8 protein-coding genes and 4 tRNA genes are annotated in these 16,012 nt (G+C 41.1%); 2 read left to right on the top strand and 10 right to left on the bottom strand.

The genetic code is table 11. The features are described 5' to 3' along the window. Positions 1–377 precede the first annotated feature (377 nt). A complete protein-coding gene (locus tag ACPFYS_RS05285) occupies positions 378–1,274 on the top strand; it encodes a carbohydrate kinase family protein (protein ID WP_427876460.1) in 897 nt (298 codons plus the stop codon). A gap of 76 nt (positions 1,275–1,350) precedes the next feature. On the opposite strand, the gene ACPFYS_RS05280 is transcribed toward ACPFYS_RS05285, so the two are convergent. The 5 genes from ACPFYS_RS05280 to trmB all read right to left on the bottom strand — a co-directional run bounded on the left by ACPFYS_RS05280 (position 1,351) and on the right by trmB (position 9,556). Continuing rightward, a tRNA-Ile gene (locus ACPFYS_RS05280) sits at positions 1,351–1,424 on the bottom strand. 117 nt (positions 1,425–1,541) lie between these two features. Beyond that, on the bottom strand, positions 1,542–2,246 hold the full coding sequence (locus ACPFYS_RS05275; protein WP_427876458.1) for an ECF transporter S component: 705 nt from the start codon (positions 2,244–2,246) through the stop codon (positions 1,542–1,544). Positions 2,247–2,565: 319 nt separating this feature from the next. Beyond that, positions 2,566–8,247, bottom strand: a complete 5,682-nt coding sequence (pulA, locus tag ACPFYS_RS05270) for a type I pullulanase (RefSeq protein ID WP_427876456.1) — start codon at positions 8,245–8,247, stop codon at positions 2,566–2,568. A gap of 311 nt (positions 8,248–8,558) precedes the next feature. Next, positions 8,559–8,630, bottom strand: a tRNA-Glu gene (locus ACPFYS_RS05265). 104 nt (positions 8,631–8,734) lie between these two features. Continuing rightward, entirely contained in the window at positions 8,735–9,556 is an 822-nt protein-coding gene (trmB, locus tag ACPFYS_RS05260; RefSeq protein ID WP_427877671.1) for a tRNA (guanosine(46)-N7)-methyltransferase TrmB, read from the bottom strand. Between the two features lie 224 nt (positions 9,557–9,780). On the opposite strand from trmB, the gene galE reads away from it, so the two are divergent. Then, positions 9,781–10,791 (top strand): UDP-glucose 4-epimerase GalE, encoded by a 1,011-nt coding sequence (gene galE / locus ACPFYS_RS05255; RefSeq protein ID WP_427876454.1) that lies wholly within the window; start codon positions 9,781–9,783, stop codon positions 10,789–10,791. Between the two features lie 72 nt (positions 10,792–10,863). Here galE and ACPFYS_RS05250 read toward each other — a convergent pair. From ACPFYS_RS05250 to nrdG, 5 genes are all read right to left on the bottom strand, one after another. After that, positions 10,864–10,936, bottom strand: a tRNA-Phe gene (locus ACPFYS_RS05250). 42 nt (positions 10,937–10,978) lie between these two features. Next, a tRNA-Asp gene (locus ACPFYS_RS05245) sits at positions 10,979–11,052 on the bottom strand. A 101-nt stretch (positions 11,053–11,153) separates the two neighbouring features. After that, entirely contained in the window at positions 11,154–13,226 is a 2,073-nt protein-coding gene (locus ACPFYS_RS05240) for an ABC transporter ATP-binding protein (RefSeq protein WP_427876453.1), read from the bottom strand. Further along, on the bottom strand, positions 13,227–15,128 hold the full coding sequence (locus ACPFYS_RS05235) for an ABC transporter ATP-binding protein (RefSeq protein ID WP_427876451.1): 1,902 nt from the start codon (positions 15,126–15,128) through the stop codon (positions 13,227–13,229). It abuts the gene before it with no gap. 115 nt (positions 15,129–15,243) lie between these two features. Then, a complete protein-coding gene (gene nrdG, locus ACPFYS_RS05230; protein ID WP_427876449.1) occupies positions 15,244–15,951 on the bottom strand; it encodes an anaerobic ribonucleoside-triphosphate reductase activating protein in 708 nt (235 codons plus the stop codon). Positions 15,952–16,012: the final 61 nt, after the last annotated feature.

Below are 16,012 nucleotides of genomic sequence, written 5' to 3'. Positions count from 1 at the left end.
GAATATAAATAAAAATTAAAATAAAATTAAAATATAAATAAAAATAACCGTTTAAGTAACGGCAAACTGCAACGACTTTGGAGAATTTGCAATAAGCAACATAACTCCAAAGTCGTTGTAATATAAAAAGTGATATAAATCACAATAAAGTTAAAACGCTGTTAGCACAACAAAAATTTAGTATTTACAACGTTCTTAAATCTCAATAATGCACATAAAACTTCATTTTAACGCGCGTGACAATAATACTTGTTATATACTTGTCATATACAAATTTATGTTATGAAACTGGTTGCGTAAAAAAAATACAAAAGGGTACTTAAAATGCGCGATAATCCAGTTTTAATGCACTGACGTGCTTGAATGAAAGGAAAATCATGACTAAACCAATTGTTCTATCACTCGGTGAACTCTTATGGGATTTACTTCCTCAAGGAAAAAGAGTTGGTGGAGCACCGGCAAACTTCGCGTATCATGCACAATGCAACGGAGCAGAAAGCTACGTGGTAAGCGCAGTAGGCCAAGATGAGCTAGGCGACGAGCTAGTAGAAGAGGTAAGTAAAGCAGGAATTCACGCTATTTTACAAAGAAACGCATGGCCTACAAGTACAGTAGACGTAGCTTTACGAAACGGTATACCAGAGTACACAATCGTAAGAAATATAGCATGGGATCACATAATCTACACTCGTGAACTTATTGACTTAGTAGAACGTGCAGACGCTGTATGTTTCGGCACACTAAGCTTAAGATCTCAAGAAACTCACGATACTATTCTTGAGCTTTTAAAGCATACAAAACAAGGTTGCATGAAATTCTTCGACATTAATATTCGAAGCGACCACTACTCTAAAGATTTGATTGACGCATTGCTTAAAGAAGCAACCGTATTCAAACTTAATGACTCCGAGCTTCTATTACTTCGCGACATGTATAACATTCGCGACACTTCTGACGAAGAAGCGTGCCGCTGGTTCCAAACTCATTATGGTTTGGATTACGTGATATTAACAGGCGGATCTACTTTCAGCACTATTATTACTAAAACTGAAGATAGTTCAACATTCCCAACTCCACATGTAGAAGTGAACGATACTGTTGGTGCAGGAGACTCATTCTCTGGAACGTTTGCAGCACAAATTCTTTCGGGAGAATCTTTAAAGAATGCTCATCGTGCCGCAATAAACACTGCAGCTTACGTTTGCACGCAAGCTGGAGCTTGGCCAAAGTATCCTGATCAAATTCCTGATTACTTAGCACAAGCAGGACTGTAAAGCGGGAAGTATTCTGAAACTAACGCTTGAAATTAAATAACGCCACTTCGTTAATGAAGTGGCGTTATTTTTATCGTGGGGCCTCAGGGGCTTGAACCCTGGACCGACGGATTATGAGTCCGTTGCTCTAACCGACTGAGCTAAAGCCCCACGCTGAGAAAACTCAGCAACGACTAGATTAGCACATACACATAAAAGTTGCCAACCTAGTGAGTCGAACTTGTGAAAAACAATTTTCACACAGTCTATACGAAAGCAAAAGAACTATTACAGACGACGTGCAGACGCGAAATTATCTAATGCTCCTGTTGCTCTCAACGCTAAGTATATAAACCACACAAGCACTCCAGAAAGCAGTACGCCGCTTATAAGCTCCGTAATCATATGAATCGTAATATATGAAGAAGCCTTAGCCTGATACTTAGTGAAGCATAAGAAAACACCATACTCAAAAGCAACAAGCAATCCGGAAATAACGCTTAAAGTCAAGTTAAATTTACGATATTTAAAAATTAAGAACGCAATTTCTGCAAATACGCCTTGCAATAATGCAGAAATAATCGTGTCCCTAATACTAAAAGGAGAACCGAGTAAAACTTGTACAAGTGCGCCGACAACATTCACATACACTGCAGAACCAGGTTTACGAATAAGAAGTACTGCAAGAGTTCCAGATAAATACCACACACCGTGAGTAATACTTGCAAAACCAGGAAGAACAGCTGCATTAAGCGTACGAATTAGTGGAATAAACACCATTCCATAGCCGAAAAGAATTACACCGAACACGGCTGCAAGAGCGGATCCCAATGCAATATCTGCCGTACGCCACTTAAGATTCGTTATAACAGTAGGTTCGTTAGTTGCTGACTCTTTAGAATCAGATACGCTTATAGCATTATCTGAATTATTCGATAAATTATTCGCTGAATTATCTGATGAATTGCGTTCAGAATTAATAATATTGCTCATTTGAGATCCTTTTATCTCCATTGCTGCGCATTGTATACTAATTGGCTTTCAGCCAGCGATATTCCCTGACCTACGCAGCCCGGGCGAGAACACCAACGAGCTACTCTACCATTTAATTTACAAAAACACGCCTTTTATTAAAGCAGGAGATATTAAGGAAAGTTATATCCTGTTATACACTTTCGAAATGTATGTACAACAGAATATAACTTTCACTCAAACGCTACTAACGTACCTTACGCAACTAATTAATCAACTCTTGTGCATAATTACTTAAAGATAATTACTTAAAAATAATCTACGCACATATTTTGGTCGATTATTTTTTAGTAAACGTAGCAAACTTAGCAAACGCAGAACACGCAATTGCAGCGGCAGCCAATATTAAGAAAGTAATTGCAGCAAAAGCAATATTAATACCAGTATTACTTAATACTTTCTTTTTATTAGCAACTGCATTATTTACTACTGTTATTTCGGTCCAAGCAACTTGATTGCCTTTCTCGTCAACCAAAACAACCGTATGCTTTCCTGAGTATCCAGCTGGGAACTGAGCGTCGAATTGAGGCTTGCCATTAACCATGCGGACAGTCACAAACTTTGAACCATCAGCACCCTTAAGCAGGCGTGGAGACGAGTAAATGTACGCGTATGCATAAACTACTCCATCACGTTGCAAACGCTCGGTGAACTCGCTGTTTACAACATTAATTCTCACAGCGTTAACAACACCTGCAGTTGCAACGTTATTGTTACCAATGCTAAGAGTTCCCTTTAGTTCTGGGTTAAGCTGCTGGACTGTTTGTGGAGCAGCAGGCACAGGAGTGGATTCTGCTGGCTTTGCTGGCGCAGGCTGCTCAGACTTAGCCGGTGCAGACTGTTCAAACTTAGACAGCTCAGTCTGTTCGGACTTAGCCGGTGCAGACTGTTCAGCTTGAGTTTCAGTCTTAGTCTGATCCGGATTAGTCTGACCTGGCTTAGTCTGACCTGGCTTAGTCTGATCCGGCTTAGCTGGAGTTTCATGCTCAGATGGCTGAGGCTGAGGAGCAGGTGCCGGAGACGGTGTTGGTGCAGGCGTTACCGGACCAGGAGCAGGTGGCTGAGGTGTAGGATTCACAGGACCAGGACCAGGCTTAGGCGCAGGATTCTTTTCTGCATTAAGCAACACTGCAGTCGAAAGAGCAGCAACCTTGTATGTTCCGTCTTCAGAAACACTAGCCTCTTGAGCTTTGTCATTGACTTTGCCATCAGCAACAAGAGCAGAATACTTTCCTGCTGGAATCTTTACTTGAGTTTCAGCATTATTAGCATTGAATACTACAACGTATTGCTTATCTGCATCTTTAAGCGTGTAAGCAATTACACCATCAGGAGTGCCATCAATCATATTCATGTTCTTGTTAATTGTTGCATAATCAAAATCACGAAGAGATTTAATGCTCTTGCGTAGCTTCAACAATCCCTTGAAATAGTTCACGGAATCAGACTTGTCAGCAGCGCGATTCCAATCAAGAGCATTGACTACATCGCCCTTATTATAGCTATTACCTTCTCCGTTCTTAGTTCTTAAGAATTCCTGACCAAGTTGAATAAATGGCATGCCACGAGAAAGCAAAATCATTGAATTTGCAAGCTTTACTCGCTTCATGCGCATATCTTCAGTGTCTTGAGGCGCAGAAACCTTTAGCTTATCGTACAACGACAAGTTATCGTGAGCTTCAACATACTGAACTACTTGTCCTGCATCAGCAAAATGCGTTTCAGCATTACTATTCGAGCACTTAATAGTACTTGTGCCAAATTGGCAACCGAGCAAATTATGCTCAAGCAGAGCCTTAGTATCTTTACTAGTATTGCCATTGACAAAACCAGTACCCTTAGCATCGAATACAGAACCTTTCATAGAATCACGGAAGGAATCGTTAAAGAACGCTACTCCTGGAATCTTATAAGCATTTGGTTGAATAGTAGACTCGCTCTTAGGAAGCAGTTCATTCATATCCCAGCCTTCGCCGAGCACAATAATTGAAGGATCAATCTTATTAAGCTCAGCACGCACTTCTTGCATAGTCTTCAGGTCAATTAAACCCATCAAATCAAATCGGAAGCCGTCGAGGTTGTAATGCGTAGCCCAATACTTTACAGAATCCAAAATATACTTGCGCATCATTTGACGCTCAGAAGCAGTATCATTACCGCATCCAGAGTTACCATTCAGAGCGCCATCCTTATAACGGAAGTAGTATCCAGGAACTGTCTTGTTAAATGAATGCTTTTGTACGTCATAAACATGGTTGTAAACCACGTCCATAATCACACGCAAACCAGCCTTATGAAGGCCAGTAATCATTTGCTTAGCTTCCTTAACTCTTGCTGTTGGATCAGCAGGATCCGTAGAGTAAGATCCTTCAGGAACATTGTAGTTTTGCGGATCATAGCCCCAGTTTTGAGCGCCTTGCTGACCGTAACCCAAGTTACCTGCTTCATTCACAGAACCAAAATCATACATTGGCATGATTTGTACGTGAGTGACACCAAGCGACTTCAAATAATCAAAGCCAGAAACATTCTGCTTATCTTTAGCCTTAGTGCCTTCTTCTACTACGCCAAGATACTTGCCGCGATGAGCATCGCTAATACCAGAGTTTGGATTGATTGAGAAGTCACGAACATCCATTTCTGCAATTGTTGCGTCACTTGGATTCGTAAACTTTGGCATACGATTTCCAGCGCTACCAGCGTCTTTATCTGCTAATACAACAGAACGCTCACCGTTTACTACTGCAGCTTTAGCATAAGGATCAGCAGAAACATTCACTGTACCATCAGCAAAATGAACTTCATATGCGTAAGCTGTATTAGCTTTGTCGCCATCAAGCTTTGCAGACCATACACCATGATCTTCTGCTTTCATAGCTGTTTCTTTGTCGTTTTCAGCTTTTTCAGCAGTCGACTTATAAGTAATCAGCTTTACTTCAGTTGCTGTTGGAGCCCAAAGCTTGAAAGTAGTTGAAGAAGGAGAATACACAGCACCTAAATCATTGCCAGCATAAGCGTATTTCTTATCGAATTCATCGGTACGAATTACACTAGCACCAGTTTTTGAGGAAGCAGAAAGCTTAATACCTGTAGCTAATCCCTTAATACTCAACTCATACTTATGCTTAATATTAAGGTCATTCTTGGTTTCGATAGTAATCTCTGAACCATTAGCTTTAGCAGAAGCAATTTCAACTTTCTTGGCAGGATTTTCGCTAGTATCCAAAAGTGTTACGTCAGAGTCTTTTACAGAAGATACATCTCCAGATACTTTTACAGCTAACTTCTTTAAGCCAGCAATATCAGCAGACATCACGTGAGCTGTAAGTTGTGGCATAGTAGCGTTTAAGTATACTTTCATGTCATCTTGCATTAACCAGACTTCAACGCTACCCTTGCTTGGATCGTTTGAATCTAGCTTAATCGCATTGTTTGGAATACTGCGATCGCTAGGATCTTGTTTATCCCAAGCGTTATTTGGCGTAGACTTTCTAACTTTGAAGCCAACACTGTCAATACCGCCATCATTCTTAGCAGTAAAGGTTGCAACTTTGCCATAATCATCATGCGAAGTGAAGTAACGAGCAGTACCACCGGTTCCGTCGTTCCAAGTCCACATGTTCCAGCCTTCATAATCGCCAGCATTCCTGCGATAATGAACAGTTACCTTTAACTCTTTTGGCTTACTCTTAAGATTGTCTGGAGCAGTGAACTTAGTGCTATCGCTAGTGTCTTTTTCATTAGGATTTGTCCAAGTTCCGCCTGTTACCCAAGCTTCAGCAAGACCACTTGCACAGTTTTCAATAGCACGATCGCCACCGTCTTTATTCCAATCTTTTGTAGTAGTAATAAAGGAAAGTGACTTGTTTTCAAAAGCTCCATCAACTGTAGTTTCAAAAACTTTGCCGAAAGAATCCGTGCCAGTGAACTTATGCCAAGCTCCAGGTAAATCTTTACCATCTTTGTCTTTGCCCCACAACCAAATTACAATATCGCGATTATCACCCGCTTTTTGCTTATAGTGGATGCGAACAGTAGTCTTTGGCTCATATTTTACTGGGCAAGGATTTACTCCAGCACTACCCTTGTGATCTTGAGCTACATACGAATCAGTGTGAGCTGGAATCTTAAAGTTATTATTATCTCCTTCGTGATACCAGTAGTTTTCACCATTATTAAACACTGCTTCATAAGCTTTGCCATTGGTTGTAATCGTCTTCTTATACCAACCATCGCAAGCCTTGCTCATCTCATCGCCAGGAGATTGAGTCCAGGTTGAGCCTCTGATGCCATAGTGAACGTATACTTTCTTATCTTTAAACTTTTTGTCTGGCTTAAAGTAAATAGTTGTTGTGGGATCTTCTGGCATGCCTGCATCAGGCTTTTCTACACCATATTGAGGATCAGACGCGTCTGCAGCAGAGCCTTTTGGATGCTTGGATTTTGTGGCATTAACGTGCAATGCTACTGCTTCGCGAGCGCCAATCTTGGTTTTAACTTCACCTTTTGCAACTTTAACAGTCTTAGAGCAGTCACCTGCAGCGTACACATTGCAATACTCGCCATCAGGCAAATCAGTCTTATAAGAAACTTCTTTTTCGTCAAGCGAATTGTTGATTGCTAAGAAGCCCTTCTTTTCGCGGCTAAAAGCAACGTTGTTATCGCCATCATCCTGCCAATTTGTGACTTTCGCACCTTGTACAGCATTGTAGAATCCAATCATTCCACGAATTGAAGTCCAACGCTGAGTGCACTGCCAATTGGAATCCTTGCCACAAGTCACATCCGAAACAGAAATATCAGTTGCACCAGGAGCACCATCATCATTCTTATCGAACTTGTATCCGGAATACACGTTTGGAGTGCCGTATGGCCATGCAAGCATGAATGCGTTTGCTAAAGCGTAACGACGACCATCTTTATACGTAAGTACACTGTTACCGCGCTCAGTATCCCAGTTCGTAACGAAAATAGCAGCTTTATTGCTTGCAATCATGCCGTCTTGAATTTTGTTCAACGGCTTGCTTGCCTTCATCAGCGAGCCTTTGAAGTTTTGCTTAAGCTGGTAAGAGTAGCCAAACTCGTTGACTTCGCCTTCATTCAAATGTGCAGCAGGCTGAATTTGTGCAGCTTCTGAAGAGTTGCCAATTGTTTCCTGCATCCACCAGATGTCATTAATCTTTTTGCTATCTTCAACACTTTCGTTGTATTGCTTTATAGCAGAAGCTTTAATACCTCTCATATCATCTGGAGAAATATGCTTTACAGCATCCACACGGAAACCTGCAACACCGAGTTTCAACAAATCTGCAAAATACTTGCCTAAAACTTGCTGAACATGAGGCTTAGAAGTATCTAAATCAAGTAAGCCTACAAGTCTGTTATTCCACACATCCTCAGCTTTAGTGTAGTCTTTAATGTTTTCGGTGCTCTTATGGAAATCGTCTTTAGTGTATCCAGCGTCTGTAAAAGTCTGAGTAGACACATCATACTTACTTCCACCAACGCCAACTTTATCTCTATTATCGGCTCCAGCCATGTGATTAATTACAGCATCAGCAATAATTCCAACACCTGCAACTTTGCAAGTTTTAATCATCTGCTTAAACTCAGCTTTAGTGCCAAGCTTAGAATTTAAGCTATAGCTCACAGGCTGATAAGAAGTCCACCAAGCTTTACCTTTAATATGATCCTGAGAAGGCGAAATTTGCACATACTTCACACCTTCAGGACCGTAAGTATCAGTGCACTCTTGAGCAATACTATTCCAATTCTGCTGAAAAGCAGTAACAATAACACCCTTGCCATTAAGTGTTACATTATTAGAAGTTTCTTTGCTATTGCTAGACTCCCCGCTAGTCACAGCATTTGCGCCACTTGTAACAGCAAAACCAGTTACAAGCATTGCAACAGACGCAGCAATAGAAACAATCTTCGATGCAAGATGTCGATGACGAGCCATCAGTATCCTTTCCTCCATTGGCACCAACACTCTTCTTCATTGGTTATGTTGGCAGTATGTATGCACGTTAATAAGACTGCTACTACAATGTTCTCAGTCATTATCCATCAGACCATCATTGAGCCTGAAACTTGCAATTAAATCAAATATATTGTCACCAAATACGACTTAATCAACAAATTATGCACTACATGCAAGAAGCGATTATAACACTTTTTTATATAGCATAAAGCCGCATAAATAATGCGTGTCGCATAACGCAAGAAATAAAAATAAAAAACGCCGCATAGAAAACTACGCGGCGAAATTTGTACCCCCTAAGAGAGTCGAACTCTTGTTGTCAGATTGAAAGTCTGGTGTCCTAACCGTTAGACGAAGGGGGCTTCGAACCAAACCATATAATCTTAACACTACTAAACTTACAGCACAACTTGCGCGTGTCGTAATATTCAAAAGATAAATAGATTATAAAAGAATGTAAAGTCAGTTACCTAGAAACATAAGTAAAATCGTGAATAAACCTACCTGCATCAATGCCCTTACGTTCAAAATTCGTTAAAACCCTACCATCAAACCTATGCGACTCCAAAAACTCGGCATGCGGCAAAACAGCAGCATCTTCAGCATTACCTTTACCAACATGCTCAGTAGGCAAACTCACGCGCAAATCTCCAACATTAACAAAATCGTTTCTAGAATCCATAATCTCATGAACATGCAAAGCGTAATCTTCAATATCAGTTGCGATTCTCCACGCTCCACCATCAACAAGAGCACGATTAACTGAATCCGCAAGAGCTTTCTGCACAATTCTGCGCTTATGATGACGCATTTTAGGCCAAGGATCAGGGAAGAAAGTCCAAACTTCAGAAACAACTTTAGAATCACATGCAGCCAAAAAATCAGGCGCATTAACCTGTGCTATACGAATATTATGCAAATCCTGTTTTCCAGCTAAAAGCATAGTGTGCGCAACACCTGGATCATAAACTTCCAGCGCAAGAAAATTAGTATCAGGATTAGCAGCCGCAGCAGCAACAATATTTTCACCCTGTCCTGAACCAATCTCAACTATAAGAGGATTATTATTACCCCAATTTTTAAAAATCCACTCAGAATTAATGCGCAAACCTGGCATACAGCGCAAAGAACCATCTTTATCAGAAATATTTAATAAATATTGACTAGAATAACGTTCCTTAGCTCGCTCTAGACGAGCGTCAAGACGAGCAGACCTTCTAACAAAAGATAAAATTACCCTATTTGCGCTATTACCAACTTCAGACTCGTTAACTTCCAACTCGTTCATTTCAGAATCACTCACTTTAACCTGCTACACACTTTTATTAAATATTTTAATTTTATTAAATACTCCAACTCATCGTATGCTATCAAATGAACGCAACTTAGCAGCAGCAGTCAAATAATACACACTTCACAAACGAATTTGAAAGATTATCACTTCAGTTCGTAGAGTTATAATTTTTACCGTAAATCCATGAATTATAAAAATCCATAAAAGAAAGGCCAAGAATGACTGTTCTTGTCACTGGCGGATGCGGCTACATTGGAGCACACGTAGTTCACGCATTGCACGAAGCTAAGCAAAACGTCGTCGTAGTAGACGATTTAAGCTACGGAAAACCTACGAGAATCGAAAATGCTCGACTTTATGGCATGGATATCTCCTCACCAGATGCAGGAAAACGACTTGCGCAAATAATGAAAGATGAGCATGTTGACTCAGTAATACACTTTGCTGCTAGAAAACAAGTCGGAGAGTCCGTAGAAAAGCCACTTTGGTACTATCAGCAAAATATCAACGGCATGCTGAATGTACTTGAAGGAATGCGCGAAAGCGACGTTAAAAAGCTAGTATTTTCATCTTCCGCTGCAACTTACGGAATTCCTCCTGTTGAAGTAGTTCCAGAAGATGTGGTTCCAATGCTTCCAATCAATCCTTACGGACAAACTAAGCTTTTTGGAGAATGGATGGCGCGAGCATGCGAACACACTTACGGAATTCGCTTCTGCGCATTACGTTACTTTAACGTTGCAGGTTGCGGACCGGTTGAATTGGAAGATCCTGCTATTTTAAACTTGATTCCAATGCTTCTTGAGCGTTTGCAACGCGGAAAAGCTCCTGCTATTTTTGGTGACGACTACCCTACACCTGACGGCACATGCATCCGCGATTATATTCACGTTTCTGATTTAGCAGATGCGCACATAGCAGCTCTTACGTACTTAGATCGCGACGAACGCAAATACGATGCTTTTAATGTTGGAACTGGCAAAGGCACTTCAGTACGCGAAATCGTCGATGAAGTTCGAGAAGTTACTGGCTTGCCGTTTAAGGAAACTGTATTAGATCGTAGAGCTGGAGACCCTCCACAACTTATTGGTAGCACAAAGCGAATCAATGAGGAAATGGGCTGGCATGCTCGCTACGATGTGAAGGATATTGTTAAATCCGCATGGGCTGCTTGGCAGGCAAATCCTGAACATCATATTGATGTTGATTCATGGAAGCAGCTTGACTAGCTTACTTGACTAGCTTATAAAATAAAGAAACGCGCGACAAAAACTGCCGCGCGTTTTTTGTTTATTTACTTGTGGCTCCGAGCGGGATCGATCCGCTGACCTAGCGATTTTCAGTCGCTCGCTCTACCAACTGAGCTACAGAGCCATGATGAATAAAAAACCCGGCGAACCGGGCCTTTACTAATCGCGACCCCGGCCGGACTTGAACCGGTGACCTCCGCCGTGACAGGGCGGCGCTCTAACCAACTGAGCTACGGGGCCGTGGCGCGTTCTCTTGAACGGCCGAGTCACTATCTTACAGAATCCTCGCCAAAAAGCAAGTGCCGGGCGTGTCCGGCGTGTTGCCGCACAAAATCAAGCCATTATTCAAGCTCAGCAGCTCCAGTGCAAAGCTGATAATACTCGCCACGTTTTGCCAATAATTCCTCATGCGATCCACGTTCAATAATCTGGCCATGATCAAGCACCATAATCACATCTGCATTACGAACAGTAGACAGCCTATGCGCAATTACAAACACCGTGCGCCCTTCCATCAACGAATCCATACCATGCTGCACTAAAGCCTCAGTGTGCGTATCAATTGACGAAGTCGCCTCATCCAAAATTAAAACAGGAGGATTTTCTACAGCAGCACGCGCAATTGCAATAAGCTGTTTCTGGCCTTGAGAAAGCCCCTCTCCAGCGTTATTAAGCTGCGTCTGATATGCATCAGGAAGATTAGAAATAAACGCGTGAGCATGAGCCAATTTTGCAGCTTCTATACACTCCTCATCGCTAGCATCAAGACGACCGTAACGGATATTATCCATAATGCTTCCGGTGAATAAATTAACATCCTGCAAAACAATTCCTATAGCATGACGCAAATCAGTTTTTTGAATATCTCTCACATCAATGCCATCATACAAAATTTGACCGTCGTTAATATCGTAAAAACGCGTTAGCAGATTTGCAATAGTAGTTTTGCCAGCTCCCGTAGCACCAACAAGCGCAACTTTTTGCCCAGGTTTCGCAAACCACGTAATATCATGCAAAACAGGTTTTTTATCATCGTAACCAAACACAACATCCGTAAAACGTACGTCTCCACGAAGCAGAGTATATCGTCCGTCTTTAGAAGTACGAGCATCCCTTTTAGCGTGACAAACAACTTCCTGCGCCATCTCACTTAATTTCTGCGCGCGCACAACTGCCTTAGTGCCGTTATCTTCTTCCTCACGCTTCCATGCCCAATAGACATTATCTTCTTCAACTTTTTCATCAACTTCTTCAACTACTTCGAAGTTGGAATTAGAAGCAATTTCAACATAATTCTTATTTACACGCACTTTCACTAAACGTACAGTACCGGCATCAATTTCAGGTTCTTCGTCAAGAAGCGAGAAAATTCGAGACGCTCCAGCAATAGCCATCATAAGCGAATTCATTTGCATCGTAATTTCGCCAATAGGGTTTATAAAAGCGCGAGAAAGAGTTAGCAAAGATATAAGCATACCAAGCGTTAAAGTGCCAGATCCTGCGAGTCCTAAAGTAGGGAAACCTGCCGAAGCAGCCCATGCTCCAAGTAGCGCAATTAATACGTAAAGTAAGTAGCTTGCATTGCTTATTACAGGCATTACGTTATTCGCATAAGAATTTGCGCTTGCTGAAATTTTTTGTACTTTTTCTACGCAATCATCTAATTTTTCAATCGTAGCTGCTTCATGATTAAAAATTTTAATAACTTTGCTTCCAGTTGCAGATTCTTCAACAAACTTATTCAACTCACCTAAGGCGCTCTGAAATTGTTCAAAAAGATATCCTGAACGTTTAAGCATAAATTTTACTAAATAAAGAAGCACTGCAGTAAACACAGCGACGAAAGCTGCTACAGGAAGCGAAATCCACATAATAGACACAAACGCGGCAATAATAGACATTAGAGACGCAAAAGAATCAGGAAACGCCCACGAAATAGCTTCGCGCAAAACTTCCGTATCGTTCGTATAGCGACTCATAATATCGCCGTAACCCTGAGTATCTAAGTATTTAAGCGAAAGTTTTTGCTGCTTCTTAAACATAGAATCTCTTAAATCGCGCATAACACTTTCAGAAATATTTGCTACAAGTCTGCTCCACAACCAGCAGCAAAATATTCCAATCACATACACGCTTGCCATAAGAATTATCATGCGCACAAGCGGCATCCAATCTGGATTTTGTTTGCCAACAAGTGGCAGAATATACGCATCAACTAACGATTGCAAGAACATTGCACATGCAGCCTGAACAACAGAACTTACAATAATTGCAGATACGATCACAAAAACTTTTGCACGATAAACAAATACGCAAGAAAATAGACGCTTAAGTACTTTCCAATTTATTGCGTACTTTTTTGTTTCTTCTACTGAAGATTTAGAAGAAGACTGATTTATTTTATTGCTACTCATTTATTCAGCTCCTTCTTCCGCAACTTCCGCGACTTCCGCAACTTCCGTACTATTTTCTGTTTTAGATACGCTACTTTTTTCTTGAGAAATAGCCATATTTCTGTAAATTTCACAAGATTTAATTAACTCATCGTGAGTGCCTTCTGCAACAACGCAGCCATTTTTAAGAACAACAATAATATCCGCATGCTCAATTGAAGAGACACGCTGAGCCACAATAATTTGCGTAGAATCAGGCATAAACTTTTTCAAACCCTCGCGAATCTTACGATCTGTTTTCATATCAACCGCACTCATTGAATCGTCGAGGATTAAAATTTTCGGTTTCCTTAAAAGCGCGCGAGCAATACACAAACGTTGTCTTTGCCCACCAGAAACATTCTTACCACCCTGCTCAATATGCGTATTATAACCATCTGGAAACTCATTAATAAAATCGTCCGCGCAAGCAATTTTGCAAGCCGCACGCAAATCATTATCACTGGCATCTGCACTACCCCAGCGAAGATTTTCTGCAATTGTGCCACTAAACAGAATATTTTTTTGTAAAACAACTCCTACTTCTTCGCGCAATTTTGCAGAATCGTAATCACAAATATTCGCACCACCTACAAAAAGCGTACCGGAAGTTACATCGTAAAGTCTTGCAATTAGTTGCACAAGACTTGATTTTCCAGAACCAGTTGCACCCACAATTCCAACAGTTGCACCCGACGGAATCGATATATTTATATCGTGTAAAATTTCCTGATCTGTTGTAGTAGATTTATTCTCATCATCTGTTTTCGCATAGCGCAACGAAACATGCTCAAAACGAACAGAAGAGTCAGAAAGCTTAGCAAGAGGTTTATCTGAAATTTTCTCAGTATTTTTAGATTGCAACACATTCGCAATACGATGCACTGAAGCACGTGCAGTTACTGCCATAACAAAAACTGCAACCAAATTCGCGAGCGCAAATAAAATTTGCAAAGCGTACACAACAAGCGCTGCAAGATCTCCAGTAGTTAAACCAAACGCAGGATTATTTCCAGAAGCCACTATCTCGTGTGAAGCCATCCAAGCGATAAGCAACATACCCGTATAAAAACACAAGTTAAACAGCGGAATACTGAAATTTAATACATACTCCGCTCTAAGAAAATGCGCATAAATTTTACGCGAGATACGCATAAAACGACTGTTTTCATAATCTTCTCGTACATAAGATTTTACAACACGTATATTATGCAAATTTTCACCCACATGGTTATTCATTTCATCAACCATGCGGTAAATTCGCATAAAAGCAGGAGCCACAATAGCGGCTCCGACAGCACCAATAACAGCCACAGTCGGAACAAACGCAAGAAATACCCAAGAAATTGCTGGGCTAATTGAAAAAGTAAACCACCAGGCGGCCGCAATAATCACAACGCTACGAACGCCAGAACGAATAATCAGTTGGTAAGCAAACTGCACATTCGAAACATCACTCGTCATACGAGTCACAATCGTACCTGTAGAAAATTTATCTAAATCAGAAAAACTTAAAGCTTGCAGACGCGAAAAAATATTATGTCGCAAATTCCTTCCAAAACCTGCGCTAGAATGTGCGCAACAAATTCCCGAAATAACGCCAGCAATCATAGAAAATGCTGCAAAAAGAAGAAGCTGCAAACCGTAATACAAAACGGCACTGTCCGATTTACGCATAATTCCAAAATCAATAAGATTTGACATTACTGAAGGAATTATAATTTGCATAGCCGCTTCAAAAATAATAGCAGCAGACGTAATTGCGCCAAGCAAACGGTAACGTTTTAGGGAAACGGAAAGTGTACGAATCGCATGAGGAGCACGAGTAGCAAAAGCGCGATTCTTTTCTTGCTTTGACGAATTCTGCGTAGACTTCTTTGCCATGCTTCCCCTACTCTAATTTGATATTTCTACGCTCAATAATATCACTTTCGAATATATGTTCCGCAAGATTAATAACGCATAACGCGCACGCAAGTACGCTACGTTTCATAAGCTACTATGACGCGTCACCTTCGCCTTGTGCACGGTCTTTTCCGTAAATAGACGGAATAAAACGCTCCTGATCGTGAAGTTTATCCCAGATTACAGGAGGATCGCTTGGATTTTCCAATGATTTCGGAACGTCAATAATTCGCTGATTACTAGAGCCGCGGAATTGCAAAAGCGAATCGTGTAAATCTTTCATATAACGGCCATCAACAAGAATATCAATATAACGCAGAAGCTCAAGCTTATCGGGTGTCTCCCCTTTGCGCACAAGCTCTTCCCAAGTGTATCCAGTCCAACTCCAAATATCTTTAGTATGACCAAATTCGCTTCTAATACGCTTGCAAAGAGGCAGTAAAATGCCAGTATTTAGCAGCGGCTCACCGCCAAGCAAGGTTAATCCTTGCACATAAGGCTGTGACAAATCTTCCATAATTTGATCTTCAAGCTTTTGCGTATAAGGATGCCCTGCGCGAAAATCCCAAATCGACTCGTTATAGCACTCAACGCAATGGAACGGACAGCCGGAAACGTAAAGCGAGCAGCGAATACCCTCTCCGTCTGTCATCAAAAAACGCTTGTAATCGGCGACCATCCCCTGGCTCATGCGCTCACTAGACCACTGGCCTGCGCGAGGATTATTGGAAAGAGAGGTAGGAATCCACGGCCCACGGTTCGCGTCATTCGGCGCAAAATCGTGTAAAGTAATGCGAGCCATATCCCACCCCCTTCAAAATTAAATAAGCAACTTAACTAAATAAACTACTAAATAAACTACT

Source organism: Gardnerella sp. 2492 (genome assembly GCF_050320365.1).
GTDB lineage: Bacteria > Actinomycetota > Actinomycetes > Actinomycetales > Bifidobacteriaceae > Bifidobacterium.
Note: the sequence above shows the minus strand (reverse complement) of the source record. Positions and strands in the feature narration are given on the sequence as shown.

What these genes read in the sequence shown, in the direction of transcription:
- pulA (WP_427876456.1), bottom strand. Translation starts at nt 8,247, where the DNA reads ATGGCTCGTCATCGACATCTTGCATCGAAGATTGTTTCTATTGCTGCG.
- ACPFYS_RS05275 (WP_427876458.1), bottom strand. Translation starts at nt 2,246, where the DNA reads ATGAGCAATATTATTAATTCTGAACGCAATTCATCAGATAATTCAGCG.
- galE (WP_427876454.1), top strand. Translation starts at nt 9,781, where the DNA reads ATGACTGTTCTTGTCACTGGCGGATGCGGCTACATTGGAGCACACGTA.
- nrdG (WP_427876449.1), bottom strand. Translation starts at nt 15,951, where the DNA reads ATGGCTCGCATTACTTTACACGATTTTGCGCCGAATGACGCGAACCGT.
- ACPFYS_RS05235 (WP_427876451.1), bottom strand. Translation starts at nt 15,128, where the DNA reads ATGGCAAAGAAGTCTACGCAGAATTCGTCAAAGCAAGAAAAGAATCGC.
- ACPFYS_RS05240 (WP_427876453.1), bottom strand. Translation starts at nt 13,226, where the DNA reads ATGAGTAGCAATAAAATAAATCAGTCTTCTTCTAAATCTTCAGTAGAA.
- ACPFYS_RS05285 (WP_427876460.1), top strand. Translation starts at nt 378, where the DNA reads ATGACTAAACCAATTGTTCTATCACTCGGTGAACTCTTATGGGATTTA.
- trmB (WP_427877671.1), bottom strand. Translation starts at nt 9,556, where the DNA reads ATGAACGAGTTGGAAGTTAACGAGTCTGAAGTTGGTAATAGCGCAAAT.